The sequence below is a fragment of the Paraburkholderia sp. BL9I2N2 genome, assembly GCF_004339745.1.
In the GTDB taxonomy this organism is placed as follows: domain Bacteria; phylum Pseudomonadota; class Gammaproteobacteria; order Burkholderiales; family Burkholderiaceae; genus Paraburkholderia.
Window position 1 is genome coordinate 639006 of sequence record NZ_SMGP01000004.1, and the last position, 19012, is coordinate 658017.

At 62.8% G+C, this 19012-nt stretch carries 17 protein-coding genes and 1 pseudogene; 9 read left to right on the plus strand and 9 right to left on the minus strand.

Annotated elements, in window-relative coordinates; translation table 11 throughout:
• Positions 1–14 precede the first annotated feature (14 nt).
• A complete protein-coding gene (locus B0G74_RS39305; RefSeq protein WP_132382411.1) occupies positions 15–914 on the minus strand; it encodes a LysR family transcriptional regulator in 900 nt (299 codons plus the stop codon).
• 104 nt (positions 915–1018) lie between these two features.
• On the opposite strand from B0G74_RS39305, the gene B0G74_RS39310 reads away from it, so the two are divergent.
• Positions 1019–1900: an aldo/keto reductase family oxidoreductase gene (locus tag B0G74_RS39310; protein WP_132382413.1), complete on the plus strand. Its 882-nt coding sequence runs from the start codon at positions 1019–1021 to the stop codon at positions 1898–1900.
• Between the two features lie 18 nt (positions 1901–1918).
• Here the strand turns inward: B0G74_RS39310 and B0G74_RS39315 are convergent, their stop codons facing one another.
• Positions 1919–2827 carry a LysR family transcriptional regulator gene (locus B0G74_RS39315; RefSeq protein ID WP_132382415.1) on the minus strand — a complete coding sequence of 303 codons (909 nt, stop codon included), beginning with the start codon at positions 2825–2827 and terminating at the stop codon, positions 1919–1921.
• A gap of 71 nt (positions 2828–2898) precedes the next feature.
• Between B0G74_RS39315 and B0G74_RS39320 the strand changes: the two genes are divergently transcribed.
• Positions 2899–3675, plus strand: a complete 777-nt coding sequence (locus B0G74_RS39320; protein WP_132382417.1) for an NAD(P)H-dependent oxidoreductase — start codon at positions 2899–2901, stop codon at positions 3673–3675.
• 187 nt (positions 3676–3862) lie between these two features.
• Positions 3863–4717, plus strand: a complete 855-nt coding sequence (locus B0G74_RS39325; RefSeq protein ID WP_132382419.1) for an alpha/beta hydrolase family protein — start codon at positions 3863–3865, stop codon at positions 4715–4717.
• 48 nt (positions 4718–4765) lie between these two features.
• Here B0G74_RS39325 and B0G74_RS39330 read toward each other — a convergent pair whose 3' ends face one another.
• A complete protein-coding gene (locus B0G74_RS39330) occupies positions 4766–6058 on the minus strand; it encodes an aspartate carbamoyltransferase (RefSeq protein WP_132382421.1) in 1293 nt (430 codons plus the stop codon).
• A gap of 385 nt (positions 6059–6443) precedes the next feature.
• Here B0G74_RS39330 and dapA point away from each other — a divergent pair, with 385 nt between their 5' ends.
• The gene (dapA, locus tag B0G74_RS39335) at positions 6444–7367 is read left to right on the plus strand and encodes a 4-hydroxy-tetrahydrodipicolinate synthase (protein WP_132382423.1); all 924 of its coding nucleotides are present in this window, start codon (positions 6444–6446) and stop codon (positions 7365–7367) included.
• A 437-nt stretch (positions 7368–7804) separates the two neighbouring features.
• Here dapA and B0G74_RS39340 read toward each other — a convergent pair whose 3' ends face one another.
• The 3 genes from B0G74_RS39340 to B0G74_RS39350 all read right to left on the minus strand — a co-directional run bounded on the left by B0G74_RS39340 (position 7805) and on the right by B0G74_RS39350 (position 10470).
• Positions 7805–9403, minus strand: a complete 1599-nt coding sequence (locus B0G74_RS39340) for a SagB family peptide dehydrogenase (protein ID WP_132382425.1) — start codon at positions 9401–9403, stop codon at positions 7805–7807.
• A gap of 200 nt (positions 9404–9603) precedes the next feature.
• On the minus strand, positions 9604–9945 hold the full coding sequence (locus tag B0G74_RS39345) for a DUF2513 domain-containing protein (RefSeq protein WP_243658533.1): 342 nt from the start codon (positions 9943–9945) through the stop codon (positions 9604–9606).
• A 207-nt stretch (positions 9946–10152) separates the two neighbouring features.
• Complete coding sequence (locus tag B0G74_RS39350) at positions 10153–10470, minus strand: hypothetical protein (protein WP_132382427.1); 318 nt, start codon at positions 10468–10470, stop codon at positions 10153–10155.
• Positions 10471–11064: 594 nt separating this feature from the next.
• Between B0G74_RS39350 and B0G74_RS47200 the strand changes: the two are divergent.
• From B0G74_RS47200 to B0G74_RS39365, 3 genes and pseudogenes are all read left to right on the plus strand, one after another.
• Positions 11065–11170: pseudogene (locus B0G74_RS47200) on the plus strand (transcriptional regulator); the annotation flags it as partial.
• A gap of 214 nt (positions 11171–11384) precedes the next feature.
• The gene (locus B0G74_RS39360) at positions 11385–11603 is read left to right on the plus strand and encodes a hypothetical protein (RefSeq protein ID WP_132382429.1); all 219 of its coding nucleotides are present in this window, start codon (positions 11385–11387) and stop codon (positions 11601–11603) included.
• A gap of 435 nt (positions 11604–12038) precedes the next feature.
• Positions 12039–12236 carry a hypothetical protein gene (locus tag B0G74_RS39365; RefSeq protein WP_132382431.1) on the plus strand — a complete coding sequence of 66 codons (198 nt, stop codon included), beginning with the start codon at positions 12039–12041 and terminating at the stop codon, positions 12234–12236.
• A gap of 332 nt (positions 12237–12568) precedes the next feature.
• Here B0G74_RS39365 and B0G74_RS39370 read toward each other — a convergent pair whose 3' ends face one another.
• A complete protein-coding gene (locus B0G74_RS39370; protein ID WP_132382433.1) occupies positions 12569–12772 on the minus strand; it encodes a hypothetical protein in 204 nt (67 codons plus the stop codon).
• A gap of 1295 nt (positions 12773–14067) precedes the next feature.
• Here B0G74_RS39370 and B0G74_RS39375 point away from each other — a divergent pair.
• Positions 14068–15159: a TIGR03118 family protein gene (locus B0G74_RS39375; RefSeq protein ID WP_132382435.1), complete on the plus strand. Its 1092-nt coding sequence runs from the start codon at positions 14068–14070 to the stop codon at positions 15157–15159.
• Between the two features lie 164 nt (positions 15160–15323).
• Here B0G74_RS39375 and B0G74_RS39380 read toward each other — a convergent pair whose 3' ends face one another.
• A complete protein-coding gene (locus B0G74_RS39380; protein WP_132382437.1) occupies positions 15324–17393 on the minus strand; it encodes an EAL domain-containing protein in 2070 nt (689 codons plus the stop codon).
• Positions 17394–17474: 81 nt separating this feature from the next.
• On the minus strand, positions 17475–17909 hold the full coding sequence (locus B0G74_RS39385; RefSeq protein WP_132382439.1) for a rhodanese-like domain-containing protein: 435 nt from the start codon (positions 17907–17909) through the stop codon (positions 17475–17477).
• A gap of 132 nt (positions 17910–18041) precedes the next feature.
• On the opposite strand from B0G74_RS39385, the gene ftrA reads away from it, so the two are divergent.
• Complete coding sequence (gene ftrA / locus B0G74_RS39390) at positions 18042–19007, plus strand: transcriptional regulator FtrA (RefSeq protein ID WP_132382441.1); 966 nt, start codon at positions 18042–18044, stop codon at positions 19005–19007.
• The last annotated feature ends 5 nt before the right edge of the window (positions 19008–19012 follow it).

The window sequence follows — 19012 nt, forward strand, 5'->3', positions numbered from 1 at the left end:
CTCTGCGCCTCGCATCACTTCGAATTGAGCACCTTCAAAAAATCGACGAATGCGCGCAACGGCGCCGGCAAATGACGATGCCCCGGATAGTAGAGAAACGGCCCTGAAAAACGCTGCCACCACGGCTCCAGAATCGGCTCCAATGCGCCGCTGTCGAGATGCGGGCGAAGCATGTCTTCGAACAGATGAATGACACCCACGCCCGCGACGGCCGCGCTGACCGCGAGATCGATTGCCGCGCCGGGCCGCACCAGCAGCGGTCCCGATGGATTCAACTGCAACACTTCGCCATCGCGCTCGAAATACCAGATCGGCATGGCGCCACCGGCGAACTGTCCGCGCAGGCACGCATGCGAGAGCAACTCGCTGGGATGATCGGGACGGCCGTGCGCGTCGAGATAGCCTGGCGCTGCCGCCGTGGCGAAGCGTTGCACGCGCGGTCCGATCGGTATCGCGATCATGTCCTGTTCGAGCCGCTCGTCATAGCGAATGCCGGCGTCGCAGCCGATCGACAGCACATCGACGAAACCATCCTCGACCACGACCTCGACGCGGATGTCCGGATACGTCTTCAGGAAGGCGGCGATGATGCTCGGCAAGACGATCCGGGCGGCGCTCGACGGTACGTTCAGTTTGAGCGTGCCGGCCGGTTTGTCCCTGAACACGTTCAGCACGTCCAGCGCCGCTTCCATCTCGCTGAAGAGCGGCGTCAGCTTCTCGATGAGACGCAAGCCGGCCTCGGTCGGCGCCACGCTGCGCGTGGTGCGGTTGAGCAGGCGCAGACCGAGCTTGGCCTCGAGGCGGCGCACGGCGATGCTCAGACTCGACGCCGACACGCCGCTGACGCGTGCCGCGTCGCGAAAGCCGCCCGCGCGGGTGACCGAGACGAAGGCGGCCAGATCGTTCAATTCCATGGCGATTGTGCAAAATTTTAAACAACCCGTACACGTTAGACGGCTTTATTTAACAACGCAACCCCGTCCATACTGGCGTTCAACCACTTACCAAGGAGCGCGTCATGTCGAATCTCAACACCACGGACACCTTTCCGCTCGCCGGCCGCTCGGTACGCCGCATGGGCTACGGCGCCATGCAACTGGCCGGCCCCGGCGTATTCGGGCCGCCGAAGGATCGCGATGCAGCGCTCGCCGTGTTGCGCGAAGCGGTGGCGTCCGGCGTCAACCACATCGATACGAGCGACTTTTACGGGCCGCACGTCACCAACCAGTTGATCCGCGAAGCGCTGCATCCTTATCCCGGCGACCTCGTGATCGTCACCAAGGTGGGCGCGGTGCGCGGCAGCGACGGCGCGTGGCTGCCGGCATTCGAACCGGACGATATCGAGCGCGGCGTGCACGACAATCTGCGCAATCTCGGCCTCGATGTGCTCGAGGTCGTGAACATGCGGATCATGGGCAGCGTGCATGCGCCCGCCGAGGGTTCGATCGAAAAGCAGGTCACGGCGCTGGCCGAACTTCAGCGACGTGGACTCGTGCGTCATATCGGCTTGAGCAACGTGACGGCGACGCAAATAACGGAGGCGCAGCGCATTGCCGAGATCGTCTGTGTGCAGAATCACTACAACCTGGTGCACCGGGAAGACGACGCACTGATCGAGGAACTCGCGGGGAAGGGGATCGCGTATGTGCCGTTCTTCCCGCTTGGCGGGTTCACGCCGATTCAGTCGTCAGCGCTGTCGGATATTGCACAAACACTCGGCGCCACGCCGATGCAAGTCGCGCTCGCGTGGCTGTTGCAGCGGGCACCGAACATTCTGTTGATCCCCGGCACGTCGAGCGTCGGGCATCTGCGTGAAAATCTGCAGGCGTCGCAATTGAAATTGTCCGCCGAGGTGTGCGCGAAACTGGATGCGATCGGTCTCGCCAACGGCGAAGCGTGATCGCAAAGCACTGCGATTTCACACCGAATTCGCGATGGTCTCCCGCAGCCACTGATGTGCCGGATCGCGGTGCGAGCGCTCATGCCAGAGCATCGCGATCTCGTAGCCCGGCACATCCAGTGGCGGCTCGACCACCCGCAGCGCGCTGTTGTCGCGTACCAGCCGTTCCGGAAGCATGCCCACCAGGTCGGTGCTTGCCAGAGCCGACAACATGAACAAAAAGTGCGGCACGGACAGCACGACCCGACGCGTCATGCCGGCCTTCGCGAGCGCTTCGTCCGTCGCGCCGGCAAACCCGCCGCCGTCCGGCGATACGATCACGTGCTCCAGTTTGCAGAACTGCGCGAGCGTCGGCCGGCGCTTCAGACGTGGGTGACCGGCGCGGCCCACCAGAACATAGCGCTCGGCGAACAGCACCCGGTGGCGCAATCCTTCGGGCGCGCCTTCGCTGGTATGAAATCCCAGATCGATCTCCCCTTGTTCGGCTTGCCGCGCAATACGTGGCGGAGCCAATTCGACGACGGCGACGCGCGTGCCCGGCGCCGCCGCGCGCAAGCCGGCCAGCGCGGGCAGGATGATCGTCAATTCGACGCAGTCGGTCGCGGCAATGCGCCAGCTTTGCGTTGCTTCGGCGGGATCGAAAGGGCGCGCCGGCGCCACCGCGCGTTCGAGTGCTTCGAGCGCTTCGCGCAAGGGTTCGCGCAACGCCTCGGCGCGCGCGGTGGGCCGCATGCCGCGCGGTCCGGGCAGCAACAGCGGGTCGCCGAGGACATCGCGCAGTTTGGCCAGATGCGCGCTGACCGACGGCTGCGAGAAGTTCAGCCGCTCCGCCGCGCGCGTGACATTGTGCTCCGACAGCAGCACGTCGAGCGTGACGAGCAGGTTGAGGTCGAGTCTCCTGAGATTATTCATGGCTATACCTGACATATTGACAATTCATTTCCAATATACCGGAGCGAGGTCTATCTTTGGTTTCTTTCAACCATGAAGGCCATGTGATGAACGTTCTTCTTGTTTATGCGCACCCGGAACCCAAGTCGTTGAATGGGGCGCTCAGGGACTTTGCGGTCAAACGTCTTGAAGATGCCGGACACACCGTTCAGGTATCCGACCTTTACGCAATGCAGTGGAAAGCATCGCTCGATGCGCACGACAGCCTCGTGAAACAACCCGGCGAACGCTTTGATCCGGCGCTCGACTCGAAGCATGCGTTCGAGAACGGGCTGCAGAGTAAAGACATCGAACTCGAACAGGAAAAGCTGATGTGGGCGGATGCAGTCATCCTGCAGTTTCCGCTCTGGTGGTTCACCATGCCTGCCATCCTGAAAGGCTGGGTGGAGCGTGTGTATGCGTACGGCTTTGCATACGGCGTCGGCGAGCATTCCGATGCGCGCTGGGGCGAGCGCTACGGCGAGGGCAAACTCGCCGGCAAGCGCGCGATGCTGATGGTCACGACGGGTGGTTGGGAATCGCACTACAGTCCGCGCGGCATCAACGGTCCGATGGACGACGTGCTGTTCCCGATTCAGCACGGCATTCTGTATTACCCCGGCTTCGACGTGTTGCCGCCGTTCGTGATCTACCAGACAAGCCGCATCGACGAAGCGAACTATCCGGAGGTGCGTGATGCGCTCGGGCAACGGCTCGACGATCTTTGGACCACAGCGCCGATTCCGTTCCGGCCGCAGAACAGCGGCGCATACACGATTCCGGAACTGACGCTGCGGGCCGATATCGAGCCCGAAAAGGTCGGGTTCGGTGCGCACGTCGAATAGGATCCTGACGGGGCGCGCGTAGTAGGTTCTTCATACAAGGAGGCGCGCCTCTTGTCGCGACCCCAAGCTGACGGGATCGTATGTTTCGCTGAAATTTGGTTGTAAGTCGCCGTTGCTAGAGTCGTCCACAGAATTGTGCCGCCGTATGCCGGACAGTGGACACCTGGAAAGGGAAGAGCGACAAACCATGAATAAAGCTCGTGCGTTCTGGCTCATTCTGACGCTGCTTTTTACGACGCCCGCCTGGGCGTTTCAGTCACGCGTCGTCACGATTCCGAGCGCGGCCATGCATAAGTCGCTCGAAGCGACGGTCGTGCTGCCCGATCAATATGCGCGCGGCAAAGCGGCCGACCGCTTTCCGGTCGTCTATCTGTTGCACGGCTCGGGCGGCGACTACACCGACTGGACCTCGAATTCGCAGATCGGCAAGCTGGCCGACCGCTATCACGTGATACTCGTGATGCCCGATGGCGGCCACGAAAGCTGGTACATCGACAGTCCGGTCGATCCGCACAGCCGCTACGAAACCTATGTGGGCACCGAGGTGGTGGGTTACGTCGACGCGCATTTCCGCACGATCGCGACGCGTCAGGCGCGCGCCATTACCGGCTTGAGCATGGGCGGCTTCGGCGCCTTGCATATCGCGCTGGACCGGCCGGACGAATTCGGCGCCGCGGGCAGCATCAGCGGTGCGGTGGATCCGCGTGGCTGCGAGGACGAGCCGGGCATCGACCAGGTATTCGGCGATCCGATGCGGCATGCCGACTTCTGGAACAACGAGGCGATCGTCGAGAATGCGCGCAGTTTCGGCAACGCGCATATCGCGCTCACGATCGACTGCGGGGTGAACGACTCGCTGGTGCAATCGAACCGCACGCTGCACGAGCGGCTGGTCGAACTCGGCGTGCCGCACGACTACGCGGAGCGGCCCGGCGGCCACACCTGGAAGTACTGGGCCAACGCGGTGCAGTATCAGGTGCTGTTTTTCGCCGGGACGTTCAAGCGCAACGGGGCCACTACTGCGGTAAGCGCCGCAGCTTGAGGCTGTGCCCGCGCGCAGCGGGGCGGTTTCAAGCCGCCCACTTTTCCATCAATCGATGCCGTGAAACACCGCATCGTCCGGACCGAGATAGGCGGGCGGGCGCCACGCCGCATCGCGCATGGAGTGCTGGACCAGTTTCTCGACGCCCAACAGCACCGCGAAAATCGCCATCCGCACTGGAATGCCGTTATCGGTTTGCCGGAAAATCGCCAGCCGTGAATCGTGATTCAGGTCCACGCTAAGATCGTTGGCGCCTGGCCGGCTGTCGCGCGGCAGCGGGTGCATGATCAGCGTATCGGCGCCGCACACGCCATCCACCAGCGCCTGATTGATCTGGAAGTCCGGCGTGTAGCCTTCGAACGATTCGTCGGTGAAGCGCTCTTTCTGGATGCGCGTGGCGTACACCACGTCGGCGCCGCGCAGTCCGGCGGTCAGATCGTGGGTCTGCTCGATCACGTGGTCGTTGCGCGAAATCTGCTCGATGATATAGCTCGGCATTTCGAGCATGGGCGGCGAGATCAGCGTGAACTTGATGCCGCGATACAGCGCCAGCAGCTTGACCAGCGAGTGCACGGTGCGCCCGTATTTGAGGTCGCCGACCAGCGCGATATGGGCGCCGTCGACGATCTTGCCGAGGCGCGAGAACTCGCGCTGAATCGTGTACAGATCGAGCAGCGCCTGGCTCGGGTGTTCGCCCGGGCCGTCGCCGCCGTTGATCACCGGCACGTTGGTGGCGCGCGCGAATTCAGCCACCGAGCCTTGCTCCGGATGGCGGATCACCAGCGCGTCCACGTAGCCGCTCATCACGCGGCTGGTGTCGTAGATCGACTCGCCCTTGGCCATCGACGAAAACGTGAAGCCGGTGGTGTCGCACACCGAGCCGCCCAGCCGGCAGAACGCCGCGCCGAAGCTCACACGGGTGCGCGTGCTGGCTTCGAAGAACAGATTGCCGAGCACCGCGCCTTCCAGCACACGGGAGATTTTGCGGCGCCGGGCGATCGGCTGCATGATGTCGGCCACGCGAAACAGCGCCTCCACCGAGTCGCGCGAGAATTGATCCACCGACAGCAACTGCGGCTTGCCCTCAAACAGCATCTGGCTGGCGAGCGACTGTGAGTCTACGCTTTGCGTATACTTGTCGCCCGGCTCGCCGTTCACCACGATTTCCGACACGAAGCGCTCGACGATCTCCGGCATGGCCCGCGATTCCTGCGAGTCGTCCGGCAGGAGCCACGTATCAAGCGCCCGGCGCGACACGCCGATGCGGCTCGCGAACGTGTCGCGTGTCATGTTCAGGCGACGCATCGCATCGCGTAGGAAGGCTTGTTGCGGGACGCTCATGGGGCACCTGTCGGAAGAGGGGATGGCGGGCTGATGTACGCGGTGCGTATATTAGTTTTCCTGCGGCAGAAGTCAAGCAATTTCGCGATGGACTTTGCCAAGCCGCGCCGGTCGCGGTTACACTGCGTGTCATGCATTCCGGCCCAACGCTCAGACTCCGCCCGTCGACTTCCGCACGTCTCGCTCACGCGAGCGTCGCCGTCGCACGCGCGTGGGGCTCGAACGTCGGCGCCAAAGCCAAAAAACAGCCGCTCATCTGACCGGAGCTCGCTGTTCCGTCAGATGTGCGACGGAACAGCCGGTCAACGCCCGCCTGGGCACTTTCCTGTCTTTCCTCCCTCGCACTGCCTGACGGAATCGATACGGTCGTCATCGAGGTAAAGACATGTCTATTTTTTCGGGTATCTGGGTTCCGCTCATCACGCCGTTCGCCGACGGCGCCGTCGATCACGCCGCCTTGCGCGCGCTGGTGCGCCGCTATACCGGCGCGGGCATCGCCGGGCTGGTCGCGCTCGGCACGACCGGCGAACCCGCCGCGCTCGACGCCGCCGAACAGGACGCCGTGCTGGCGACGATTCTCGACGAAGCGCAGGCCGCCGGCCATCTCGCGCAGGATGGGCGAGCGTTGCCGGTGCTGGCCGGCGTGTCGGGCAATCACACGGCGAGCATGCGCGAGCGCATCGAGCAATTGAACGCGCTGCCGGTTGCCGGCGTGCTGATGGCCGCGCCGTATTACATCCGGCCTTCGCAGGCGGGGATCGTCGGCCATTTCATGGCACTTGCCGATGCCAGCGAGAAGCCGGTCGTCCTGTACGACATTCCGTATCGAACCGGCGTGCGGCTCGAACTCGACACGCTGCTCACGCTCGCGGCGCATCCGCGGATTCAGGCGGTGAAGGACTGCGCCGGTTCGCTCGACACCACGCTCGCGCTGATTCGCGACGGCCGCCTGCAGGTGCTCACCGGCGAGGACATCAATATCTTCAATACCTTGTGTCTGGGTGGCAGCGGGGCGATCGCGGCGTCCGCGCATGTGCGGCCCGAGCGCTTCGTCGAGATGTATCGCGCGCTCGCGGCGGGGCGGCTCGCCGAAGGCCGGCGCATTTTCCATTCGCTCGCGCCGCTGATCCAGGCGCTGTTCGCCGAGCCGAATCCCGCCCCCGTCAAGGCCTTGCTGGCCGCGCAAGGCCTGATACGCGACGAACTGCGCATGCCGATGACGCGCGCCAGCGGTGCGCTGATCGAGCGGCTCGAAGCGCTGGCTGAACGGGAGCGGAGCGAGTCGCGGGAGAGCGAAGTATCGGTTTGAGCGAGGCGATTCATCCAATATTCCGGTCGTTTTCCCGGTCGACGCACCGGGATTTCTGGCCGGCATCGAGGACGATGGTTCGAGTGGCGCCCCCACATCATTAACATGAGCCACGCCGTGCAACTGTGCGGCATCCCCAAGCTGGCCGTGATCAGGCGCGAGAGCTGCGGTCACGCCTACATCAGCATGCGATGGCGACGAGGTGGCGGCCTGGACCAGCGCGGACGTCAACTTCATGGACCGGCAGATCCCGGGTCGGCGTCCTAGACGGCAGCGAACGTGAGGACGACCCTGCGCGCCGCGTGGCCAGGAAATTCGCAAGACCCGACGATCTCGCCGCGCATCGATAAGGAAAACGAAGACTATGTGTGACGTTCAATCGCCGGGCGCTCGTGGGAAATACCGCCTCGCCACGATCGCGACGTGAGGCTCTCGCTTCAAGGTTGAACCTCATACGGTGGACATGTGGACAGGCGCTGATCGTCTACCGCACCGCCGACAGTGAAGTGATACAGGCTTTGCCAGGTGTGATCCGCTACGCCGAGCAGTGCGTGCATTTCATCGTCGAAGAAGCAGCCAATCCCTGTCGCGCGCACGCCGGCGGCTTCGGCTTCGAGATAGAGCGCCTGGCCAAGAATGCCGCATTCCCAGAACAGATGGCGATAACGCCACGGCTGCTTCAACGCGGTTCCGAATTCCGCGATCATCCCCAACGCAAAGCAGGAATCGGCGCCGATATCCTGGTGACAGCAGATCAACTTTGCCGTGGCGCGCAAATCGTAAGGCAACAGAAGATAGAGCGGCAGATGATCGGGGCCGGTCTTTTGCCACAGCCACTCTGGACGTAGGGCCTGCTTGAGATCCGGCAGCGCGCCCGGATTTCTCACGAACATATACAGACCCGGCTCCAGCTCGCCCACGCGATGCACCATTAGCGCTGCATGCACTGCTGCGGGAGACATCAGCGCATTCCACGGCGGCGTGTCATGACGTGGCAACAGGCACGCCAGCATGCTGAAAAACGCCGCCTCGGCGATGCGCGTCGCACCGTCGAAATTCACCGCGCTGCGGCGCTGCCGCGCGATCCGGGCAAAGCTGAGATCAACGGCGGGCAACGTGGGCGACGGGTGCTCTTCCGGAGTCGGCAAGGTCGGTTCGCGAGTACAGGGCTTATGCGTGGCGCGATGGATCGAATCGATGTCCGGCCACTTCACATGTCCCGGACTCAGCTGATTCGCGCGTCCGTGCCACTGCGCGCTATCCAGGACGATCAGCATGCGTTCAAGATCAGGCCGCCATTCAGGGTTGCCGATCCAGAGCAAGGCATCCGGCGCTTCTGCCTCTGCCTGCCCGAAATCTTCTCCGCGGTTCAATCCAAGCAGGTTGGCCACTGCGTCGTCCGCAGCCGCCTCCATCAGCCGCGTCTGCCAGCCAAGCGCCGCCGCTGCGTAACTCATCGCGGCGATGACATGGCCGCAATCGTGCTGGCAGTAGCGCCAGGCGCGCATGCCGTATTTCCACGCCTCGCGCCAGAAAATCGAGCTTATGCCGACCAGGACGCCGCCTGGCGGGAACGCCTCGCTCCATCGTTCGTCATCCACGGCAGCGCGACATTCAAGGGAATGGTCACGGCTCTGGTAATGGTAGATCCCCGCGGACAAGCCGGGCAGCGTCGGACACAGAAGATAGCCCTCAGTCGGATGCAGATTTCCGCTCGATGGGTTGCAGCGCAGTGCCCACCGCTGGGTGCCGTACGATTTCCACGCCGACAGGCCGAGCGAAACTTCGAACAGAATTGCCAGACTGGCGAGATCGAATCTGCGCGCGGGCGGCAAAGCTCCGCAGCGTAGTTCGTTGTAGCGTGTGGTCAGGCTATCCGCGGCCAACGGCAGACCAATGCGCGGTGCGCCGTGAAACACCCGGAACGGATCCGGTTGGGTTGCCCAGTCGAGTTTCCCGGGGCCAGGGGCATAGCCGCTGACGCGGTGCTTGCTGCGCTCGTGATATTCAAGCATCGCATGCTGTAACCGGTCCATGTTCCCCTCAGACCAGGAATATCCGCACATGCGACTGTACAAAGCCGGCTGGCTCGACGTTCGGGCGCGGTCGTCATCAAGTCGTGGAATGGAACGCGCTTCGGCAAACTGCTATTGCGTTCGGCGCCTCCTGTGCGATGCCCCGGCTATCGGGTTGTCTTCACGAAAGCAGGGGATGTTTTCGGCGCATGGTTCACCCTTCAGGTGTCTTTGAACGTTTTCGGGACCGCCGACTTCAAAAACTCGTGACCATCCCAGCTTAGCCGCCAGTCGCTACCCGTCGAGCGGACGAGATTTGCGTCGGCAAGCAGGCTCAACTGATACCACACACCCCGGTTTGAAACATCGAACGCATCCTTGAGCGCGCTTTCAATGTCAAATTCGCTGAGGTGCGGGGATTTGTTTTCCTCGAGAGTCTTCAGTATTGCGAATGCCAGATTCATATCGCGCTTCACGATCCCCTCCTGTCGCAGATAGGACATACCTCGAAACGGCGCCGCGGGTACAAGGTCCGCAATCATGCCGGGTGTGGCTTGCTGCACGGCTCTCTGCGCTTTCGCACAGTTCCACGAAAAGGGTGGCACGACGCGAGCCGTGCAGGTCCACGACCGAGGTTCATTAGACGGAAAACCACCGGACGTCCCATCTAACTGAGAGGTTGTGGCCGACCAGCCATGGTCCCGTGCGGTCGCCGGGCATCGTGAGCCTGATTGCTTTGTTGTGCTGGTCGCGAGTGCGCTCTCCGGGATTCAACGCTTCGGTCCCCTCATACCCTCGTTTTCCATTGCGGCATGCCGCTCTTCGCTGGCTTCAATGGGTTCCATGGTCTCGTCGATCGAAGCTGTCGCGCGTTCTGTGGCCGCCTTCGTTTCGTCGACGGCGGAACCGAGTCCTCCGTCGTCGTCGCTCGGGGGCTCCAGCATGTCTCGAAGCATGGCTGCCAACTCCGGCGTGTTCCACGGTGCGCCATGCTGCTCTTTCTTCTTTATGTAGTGCCTGACTTCCGCGTCCTGCTCCGGTGTCAGGGGAAGACCGCGAAATGTGCTTTGAGGGGTAGCGTCGGTCATGGTATTGCTCCGGAATTTGTCCCATTTTGAGTGTAGCCCTGTTGTGGCCAGCGAGCCTCAACTATCGGTCTGCGTATGGACTGATCCGCCCATTCGCATCGGCCCGTTCAGCGAGCAGACATTGCTGTTGGCACAGATACGAGCTAGGCGATTTGCGCAATTGCTGCTGATAGGACACCTTGGAAACAAGCCCCGGGCGGGACAACGTCACGCGATGACATGGTTCAGCGCAGGGGCCTTGCGCAGAAGTGACATATCTCAAGCGTGGCTTAGCGTCTTTTTGCGGCACCTGCAGGCGGTTTCGACCGCTCATGACGATGCGCGCATCAATGCAAATTGCGACGGGTCATGAAGCGTGGCGGGAGCTATGACAAAACTGTCCGGACAGTTTTCCATTGAGCGCGTGCACGAAAGCTGTACGCTGGTGGTTCCCGACTGGGACCTGATCGGACCCAGATAAGGACACGACATTCGGTTTTCACAACCCCCCAGGCGCAACTGCGACAGACTCGGGCACTCGTCACGTTCTGGGATTATGGCGACGTCGTGAAGCGGAGCACGAATATCGGTGTCGAACAGACGGAAGGGCGCAAGATGCAACTGATCGAACCTGATGAACGCCAGGCTTTCCTGGCGACCAGAAGGTGAATTCGAACTGCTGGAAACGGATATGACTGACCCCAAGGGTGACGAGAACGTCATCTGTTCGGCGATGCCGACGCGGTAACATAATTTGCTCGATGAGCAGCATGATCGTCGGTACGGGTTGGCCACGCGGTGGGACTCAGGGATTCGCCCGACGCAGCGGTCCAGTTTCATACTGACGTGAAACGCCGTCTAGGCCGCAGCGATAAAATCGGCGATGCGGCAGCGATCGATTTCGCCAGATCAAGGGGGTATTGGTTATGGAGTGGATGGACGCGCGACCCGTAGTGCCGGGCTACTACTGGGTGCGATTTACGGACGACCGGACGCCGAAGCAGACCATCGCGGAAGTCGCGGAAGTGCCCGGGAACGGTTCACAGCAGTTAGTCGTGATCCTTCTGGGCGACGATGAAATATTGGAACTGGACGATTCGTTCTTCGACCGCGCACTGTTTGCCGGACCGATGGAACCTCCGCCGATGGAGTGACCGCCATAGCCGGACCGGCCGCGACTCCACTGGCAGAACTTCAAACCGTTGCAGTTCGTGGCGTATGGCGAAGACACCTCTAGAAGCCGCCCGAAATGACTGCGCGATGCGTGCGTAGTACGACATCCAGTCTTCTCGGGCTAGGGCTCGGTGATGACCTATTCAGCTTGACCGACCCGCCCCGCGTCTGAGCGCCCCTCTTCCGAAGGAGCCATTGACGGCCCGGAGCTGATTTGCGTGCTGACGCACAATCATCTGACAAAAAGTAAACAAACTTACTAAGATGAGAATTCGGGGATGGCGGCGTACGCGTAGCCATCAGGCAGACTCGCACCTGGAACTGTTTGGTTTGCCGAATGCGGCTCACGGCGTCTGCGTGACAGTGGTCGTTCATCCCGTCCGGCGCCGCTGATCCTGCTCACCTCGGAGACGCATATGCTGAGCCCCCATGAATTTGCGACCTTGATGCTCGTCAAGGACACCTCCGATCCAGCCGGACTGGATCGCGCGGAGTTGGACGCCCTGGTGGAGCACCAACTCGTCGCGCTGGAAAAACTTGCTTCCGGAGGAGAGCGTTTTTCCATCACCTGCGATGGGGATTCCATTCTTCAGGCCGTCGCCCGGATCAATTGAACGACTGCCGCACCTGTCGTACCGCCTGAACAGAGCCGGTGGCGTGCGTTTGAGCCTGCGCGGAAAAAGCGGGGCGACGCCCACACTTTTGTCGATCTATTCACGCGATCCTGCCTGCCCGTCCGCGGAACCTGTGTCGGATCGCCATTCAGGAGCTTCATGATGATGATCGACATCGGCTCCGCTGAATGATCCCGGACGGACGTCGCCGCTCTCCTTATGAGTGCGGCGCGACACGCCTCCCCCGACGTCGACGAATCGACAACACGATACGAGCCGCGCAAGCGGCCGGATTGAAGCCATGCCGGACGGTACGGGCCATTTTCGACGGCCTATTTCATCGCGTCGATGCGGCGCTCCGCGTCGACGCGAGCCTGTTCGATTGCCTGCTCTGGCGTTCCCGCAGGCGTCTCCGGGTTTTTCCAGTAGATGGGCGGTTTGGTCAACGTGTATGCCCAGTCCCACCTGCCGTCCTTCTGTTGGGTCACGTAAACGCTGTAGTTGACCTCGTGGTACGAGAAATTGTGGCTGGCCATGAAGGTTTCTCTCGGAGTCTTTGAGAAATCCTAGCATGAAGGAACTATGTGTAAGCCGGCTCCCCGGCGCAGGTGAATCAGTGCTGCCCCGCGTTCAGGAACATCCAGAATTGTCGCGCCGGCGGCACCGGGGAGTGCGCGCAAATACGCCGCAGCAGTAACCGCAGGTGCAGTCCTCTTCGATGCGTGCATCGGGAGGCGACGCGTCGACGCGGAACTCTCTATCGTCGAACTTCGTGGCCGTCTCCGAAAGGGCGCGCTACTCGTCGTCGCGCTGGACCAGTTGCGGGCGTCCTGCCGGGTCTCGACCTATGTCCGCGAGCTTGTTCCGGTAGTCGCAGCCAAGACAAATGAAAAAAAATCCTTCCTCATCGATTTGGGGCTCGACCTCATCGACGGCGAACCGCGCATTGCAGTTTCGGCAAGTCCACATAGCTGTCTCCATCGCCGTGTTCGACGCTTCGCCGGTTATCGAGATTCGCAGAGGCGAGGCGGTAATTCATAACTTATGCTCTTTAAGCAACTTGCTGGCAAGAGCGAGCGCTGCATCTCGTGCCCGATCCTCACGCGCGAATTCCTGTTCAGTTTCGTGCGGATCGTCCGACTCAGGTTCAGCTCCCACTCGCCGCGGATGCACGATTCCCCGATAGTAGCCTGTCACAGTCTGCATCACGCGAACTCGCGCCACATGCGTGTGAGTTTCGTATATCTAACATTCCACAACAACGGACGCGTATGCAAGCCGAAAGCGACTCGCGCGAGGGCACATCGAAGCGGATCTTCTGCACCGGGTAGTCGCAATACATGACCGAGCAACCGCCCACATTTGCCCAGTCCCGTTACCACCTCATCAACGTGACGGTGCCGGTCCGAGTAGCGCTTCATTCGTCGCGTTTCCCTTCGCAATGCTCAACAGTCAGCCGATGGTTTTCTATTCGCCGTCGCAGCTCGTGCAGGATGCGACACGCCATGGCATGAAGGTGATTTGTAATTGCCGTTGAAAGTCAATTGCCATCTGAGCGCCGCGAGTGAATATCAACGTGCGTGCGCACCACCGCCTCGCAATGCGAACCTGAGGTAGCTCAAATACGGATCGCACGGAATAAACACGCGTGCTTGATCGTTCAATGCGCAATGACGACGAACCGCCGACGCGAAGGTCGAGGGGCAAGGATGCCATCCACGCCGCTCGCGGGTTGGTGCGCTCGTTCAGAACAGAAAGGGGTCGACGCGCGTCGCCAATGGTTATGCCGCGCGGGGACTATAGGCAAATCATCCAAAGATCAGGAGGTGACATGCATAAGCTTGCAACTGTTTTCTCGCTTGCTGGAGCGGCCACGCTCGCACTGGCTGCGTGCGGCGGCAATTCGGACAACAATATGCCCACGCCGACCGCCGGTACATTCAAGTCGACCATTCTCGTGTCCGACGGCAGCGTCGCCGCGCCGCACGTCGACCCCAATCTGCAAAACGCCTGGGGCATCGCGTTCGGTCCGACCACCCCCGTCTGGGTATCGGATAACAATACACAGAAGTCGTCGCTGTATGACGGCAATGGCGTGGTGCAGTCGCTCGTCGTCACGCTACCGCCGGCCGCAAGCGGTCAACCCGCGAGTCCGACCGGTATCGTTTTCAACGGCACCACGGACTTCGCCGTCACGGCGAATGGCGCAACCGGTAACGCGGCATTCATTTTTGCCACCCTCGCCGGCACGATCGCGGCCTGGTCGCCCAAGGTCCTGCCGACGCAGGCTGTCACCGTTCACGATGACGGCGCGGGCGCAGCCGAATACACGGGCCTCGCGATCGCCAGCAACGCCGGCGCAAGCATGCTGTACGCCGCCGATTTCCATAACGGCAAAGTCGATATGTTCGACAAGACTTTCACGAAGGTCACGGTTGCCGGCGCCTTCAGCGATCCGAACGTACCTGCGGGTTTTAATCCGTTCGGCATCCAGGCCGTCGGCACTACGATTTATGTGGCGTATGCGAAGCTCGGGCCCGATGGTCACAGAGATCAGAGCGGTGCGGGCAACGGCGTGGTGGATGCGTTCGATACCGCCGGCCACCTGCTCAAGCGCATCACTTCAAACGGGCCGCTCAATTCGCCGTGGGGGATCGCCATGGCGCCGGCCAATTTCGGCGCGTTCAGCAACGATCTGCTGATCGGCAACTTCGGCGACGGCACCATCAATGCGTTCGATCCTGCGACTGGCGACTCGAAAGGGCCGCTCACACAGGCCGATGGTTCGAAGGTGACGCAGCCAGGGCTCTGGGGCCTGGCGTTCGGCAACAACGCCGACAACCAGCCTTCCAACACGCTGTTTTTCGCGGCAGGTCCGACGGCGACGACGGGTGTCTATGGACGCATCGATTCGTCGATGTAGCCGGCTGAAGGTCCAGGCGCTCGATGCGGGATCGTCAAGCATGGCGCCTGAGAAGGCGAGCGGTCCCATTCAAGCGCTCATAGTGGAAACGAGATCCAGCGCCGGCCGCGGTGCGGCCGGCCGCATGGCCGTGCCGCGCCGCGCGCTTCAGACGATCGTCAGGCTCACGCGGCCACCATTCTTTCCCGCAGCAGGTTGCCGAAGTCGTCGGCGCTGAGCGGCTTGCCGAGCAGGAATCCCTGCATCTCATCGCACATCATCGTCTTGAGCATGTCGAGTTGCGATTCGGTTTCGACGCCCTCGGCCACCACGTCCATTTCCAGCGAGTGCGCGAGCGCGATGATCGCCGACACGATCGCGCTGCCTTCCGGGCCGTGCGCGTCGAGGCCGTTGGTGAAGAAGCGGTCGATCTTCAGTTGCTTGACGCGAAAACGCTGCAGATAGGCGAGGCTCGAATAGCCGGTGCCGAAGTCGTCGATCGCGATCTCGAAGCCGCTCGCCTGGAATTCGCGGATCATTTCGATGGTTTTGGGCGCGTCCTGCATGGCCACGGTTTCGGTGATCTCGAACATGATCTGCTCGCAGGCCACGCCTTCGGCCTCAACGATCTCGAGCATGCTCGCCACCAGGTTCGGCTGCAGCAACTGGCGCGGCGACAGGTTGATCGCCACTTTCATCGACGGCAGGCCTTGCGAGACCCATTGGCGAATCTGCCGGCAGGTTTCGCGCACGACCCAATAGCCGATCTGCACGATCTGCCCCGAGCGCTCGGCGATCGGAATGAACTCGAGCGGCGTCAACGTGCCGAGTTGCGGATGATGCAGACGGATCAGCGCTTCGGCGCCGGCCAGCGAGTTGCCGCTGCCATGAAACTTCGGCTGGAAGTGCAGCGAAAAATGACCGGCGGCGAGCGCGTCGTGCAACGCGTTCTGAATCTGCAGCGTGCGCGTGGCGGCTTCGTTCATGCTGCGTTCGAAGAAGCGATAGGTGCTGCGGCCCGCGCGCTTAGCCTCGTACATGGCGGCGTCGGCGTGCTTCAACAGCGTTTCGACGGTGTCGCCGTCGTGCGGATAGAGGGCGATGCCGATGCTCGGCATCACCTGCAGCGGTTGCGAGTCGGTCCACACGCCGAGGCGCATGCGCTCGAGCACGCCTTCAGCGAGCGCGCCGGCGTCTTCGCGCGAGCCGAGGTTTTCGGACAACACCACGAATTCGTCGCCGCCCAACCGCGCCACGGTGTCGCTCGAGCGCACGCACAGCAGCAGGCGCTGCGCGAACGCGGTCAGGACCTGGTCGCCGGCCGAGTGGCCGAGCGAATCGTTGATGGTCTTGAAGCCGTCGAGGTCCATGAAGAGGATGGCGAACAGCGTGCGTTGCCGGCGCGCGCTGAGGATCGCGCGTTCGATGCGGTCGGTCAGCGTGCTGCGATTCGGCAATCCGGTCAGGGTGTCGAGCGTGGCGAGCCGCACGATCTGGCCGTTCAGCTTCGACACCGCGCCGACCAGAAAGGCTGTGCGCGCATCGAAACGCGACAGCATCAGCGTGACGATCAGAATGGCAAAGGTAAGCAGGATCACCGAGGTCGCGAGCCACGTGGCGTTCACGCCTTTGGCCGCGCCGCAGACGGCGCCGAGCGGAAACTCCGCGGCGGCCATGGCGGCGTAATGCATGCCGGTGATCGCAACGCCCATCACCAGCGCCGCGGCCAGACGCTTGCGCACCACGTGGCGCGCGTCGTCGTTGCTGAGCGCGCGGGCCATCCACAGCGCGGCGGTCGACGCGCCGATCGCGATCGCGAGCGATGCCGCGAACCACGCCGGCCGATAGTGGATGCCCGGCGCCATCTGCATCGCTGCCATGCCGGTGTAGTGCATGCCGGCAATGCCGAAGCCCATCACCACGCCGCCCGCCAGCAGGCGGCCGGCGGTGAGCCGCACACGCGTCGTGACGTACAGGGCCAGATAGGAGGCGCCGATCGCGAGGCCGAGCGACGCGGCGGTCGTCGCGAAGTCGTAGCCGAGCGGAATCGGCAGCGAAAAGGCGAGCATCGCGATGAAGTGCATCGACCAGATGCCGACGCCGAGCGCCGCGGCGCCGCCCAGCCGCCAGGCGTGCCGCAGCCGCGCCGATGCCAGCAGGAAAATCCGGCCGGTCAGATCGAGCGCCGTGTACGACGCGAGCGTCGCCACGACGAATGAGATGGTGACCAGCCAAAGGTTGTATGAGCTCTGCATGTTCAGTCCAACCGCCAGGAGGGAAGCGGCTGAACATGTTATCGACAGTTCGGGGCTTTTATTTAATTCATTTTCAATATGTTAGCCATTGGCGTCGGCCGTCTCGCCGGCGCGCGCCGCTTGTGCGAGGGCGAAGCCTTCGTCGAGCCAGCCGGTGATGCCGCCGCTCATCAGCTTGACGGGCCGCCCCAACTCGGCGAGACGCAGTGCGCCGCGCGCGGCGCCGTTGCAATGCGGACCCGCGCAGTACGTGACGAAGAGCGTCTCCCGCGGATAGCCGGCGAGCTTCGACGCCACGATCTTGCCGTGCGGCAGATTGAGCGCGCCCGGCACGTGACCCTGCGCGAACAGCGCGGGGCCGCGCACGTCGAGCAGCACGAAGCCGGGCGCGCCGCTCGCGAGCGCTTCGTGGACGTCGGCGCAATCGGTTTCGAACCGCAGCGAGGCCTGGAAGTGGGCTTGCGCGGCGGGGCTGTCGGCGGCGGGAATGGCGGTAACGGCGTTCAAGGTCGGCATGGTGAAGTGAGGTTCCGGTAGGAGCGGTGGGTGTGTAGTTGTCTGGCGATCGCGATTCGGACGCCTTCATTGTGGCGTTGCGCGCCACGCGGGATAAGTGGCGGAATCGTCAATCTCCGGTAACATCACGCCATGCACAATCATCTCGTCGTCGCGCTCGCCTACGATCGGCTCTGCACCTTCGAATTCGGCTGCGTGACCGAACTGTTCGCGCTCGAGCGTCCTGAGCTCGGCGTGGACTGGTATCGCTTCGCGGTCTGCGCAAGCGAGCCGGGCCCCATCCGGGCGGCGGGCGGCATCACGCTTGCCGCGCCTTATACGCTCAAGTTGCTGGAGCGCGCCGACACCATCGTCATTCCCGGCTGGCGCGATGCCGACGAAGTGCCCCCCGAACCGCTCCTGAAGAAAATCCGCGCCGCCTATGCGCGCGGCGCGCGCCTCTGTTCGATCTGCTCGGGCGTGTTCGTGCTCGCGGCGGCGGGCGTGCTCGACGGCAAGACCGTCACGACGCACTGGCGCTATGCCGAAAAATTGCAGCAGCGCTATCCGCAATTGCGCGTGCAGCCGGACGCGCTCTATGTCGACGAAGGGCAGATCATCACCTCGGCAGGTTCGGCGGCCGGGCTCGACATGCTGCTGCATCTGGTGCGGCGCGATCACGGCAGCGCGGTGGCGAACCGGGTCGCGCAGCGGCTCGTGGTGCCGCCGCATCGCGAGGGCGGCCAGGCGCAGTTCGTGCCGCGTCCTATGCCGCAGGACGACAGCGGTCGTCTGTCCAAACTGATGGACTGGGTGCGCAGTCATCCCGCTTTGCCGCACACGTTGCGCTCGCTCGCCGAGCGGGCGGCGATGAGCCCGCGTACACTGCAGCGGCAGTTTCACGATGCCACCGGCATGGCGCCTTATGAGTGGCTCGTGCGCGAGCGCGTGGCCATCGCGCGCGAGCTGCTCGAAGCGCAGGCGCCGCTGCCGATGGCGCGCGTCGCGGAACTGGCGGGATTCGGTTCCGAAGAATCATTGCGTCGGCATTTCCGGCGCATCGCATTGACGAGTCCGGGTGCGTATCGCAAGAAGTTCGGCGCGCGGGAAACGGCTTAGACGCG

Coding starts and splice junctions, on each gene's coding strand:
- B0G74_RS39340 (WP_132382425.1), bottom strand. CDS start 9,403: ATGGACCGGTTACAGCATGCGATGCTTGAATATCACGAGCGCAGCAAG.
- ftrA (WP_132382441.1), top strand. CDS start 18,042: ATGCACAATCATCTCGTCGTCGCGCTCGCCTACGATCGGCTCTGCACC.
- B0G74_RS39315 (WP_132382415.1), bottom strand. CDS start 2,827: ATGTCAGGTATAGCCATGAATAATCTCAGGAGACTCGACCTCAACCTG.
- B0G74_RS39365 (WP_132382431.1), top strand. CDS start 12,039: ATGCTGAGCCCCCATGAATTTGCGACCTTGATGCTCGTCAAGGACACC.
- B0G74_RS39310 (WP_132382413.1), top strand. CDS start 1,019: ATGTCGAATCTCAACACCACGGACACCTTTCCGCTCGCCGGCCGCTCG.
- B0G74_RS39330 (WP_132382421.1), bottom strand. CDS start 6,058: ATGAGCGTCCCGCAACAAGCCTTCCTACGCGATGCGATGCGTCGCCTG.
- B0G74_RS39380 (WP_132382437.1), bottom strand. CDS start 17,393: ATGCAGAGCTCATACAACCTTTGGCTGGTCACCATCTCATTCGTCGTG.
- B0G74_RS39320 (WP_132382417.1), top strand. CDS start 2,899: ATGAACGTTCTTCTTGTTTATGCGCACCCGGAACCCAAGTCGTTGAAT.
- dapA (WP_132382423.1), top strand. CDS start 6,444: ATGTCTATTTTTTCGGGTATCTGGGTTCCGCTCATCACGCCGTTCGCC.
- B0G74_RS39325 (WP_132382419.1), top strand. CDS start 3,863: ATGAATAAAGCTCGTGCGTTCTGGCTCATTCTGACGCTGCTTTTTACG.
- B0G74_RS39350 (WP_132382427.1), bottom strand. CDS start 10,470: ATGACCGACGCTACCCCTCAAAGCACATTTCGCGGTCTTCCCCTGACA.
- B0G74_RS39375 (WP_132382435.1), top strand. CDS start 14,068: ATGCATAAGCTTGCAACTGTTTTCTCGCTTGCTGGAGCGGCCACGCTC.
- B0G74_RS39385 (WP_132382439.1), bottom strand. CDS start 17,909: ATGCCGACCTTGAACGCCGTTACCGCCATTCCCGCCGCCGACAGCCCC.
- B0G74_RS39360 (WP_132382429.1), top strand. CDS start 11,385: ATGGACGCGCGACCCGTAGTGCCGGGCTACTACTGGGTGCGATTTACG.
- B0G74_RS39305 (WP_132382411.1), bottom strand. CDS start 914: ATGGAATTGAACGATCTGGCCGCCTTCGTCTCGGTCACCCGCGCGGGC.
- B0G74_RS39370 (WP_132382433.1), bottom strand. CDS start 12,772: ATGGCCAGCCACAATTTCTCGTACCACGAGGTCAACTACAGCGTTTAC.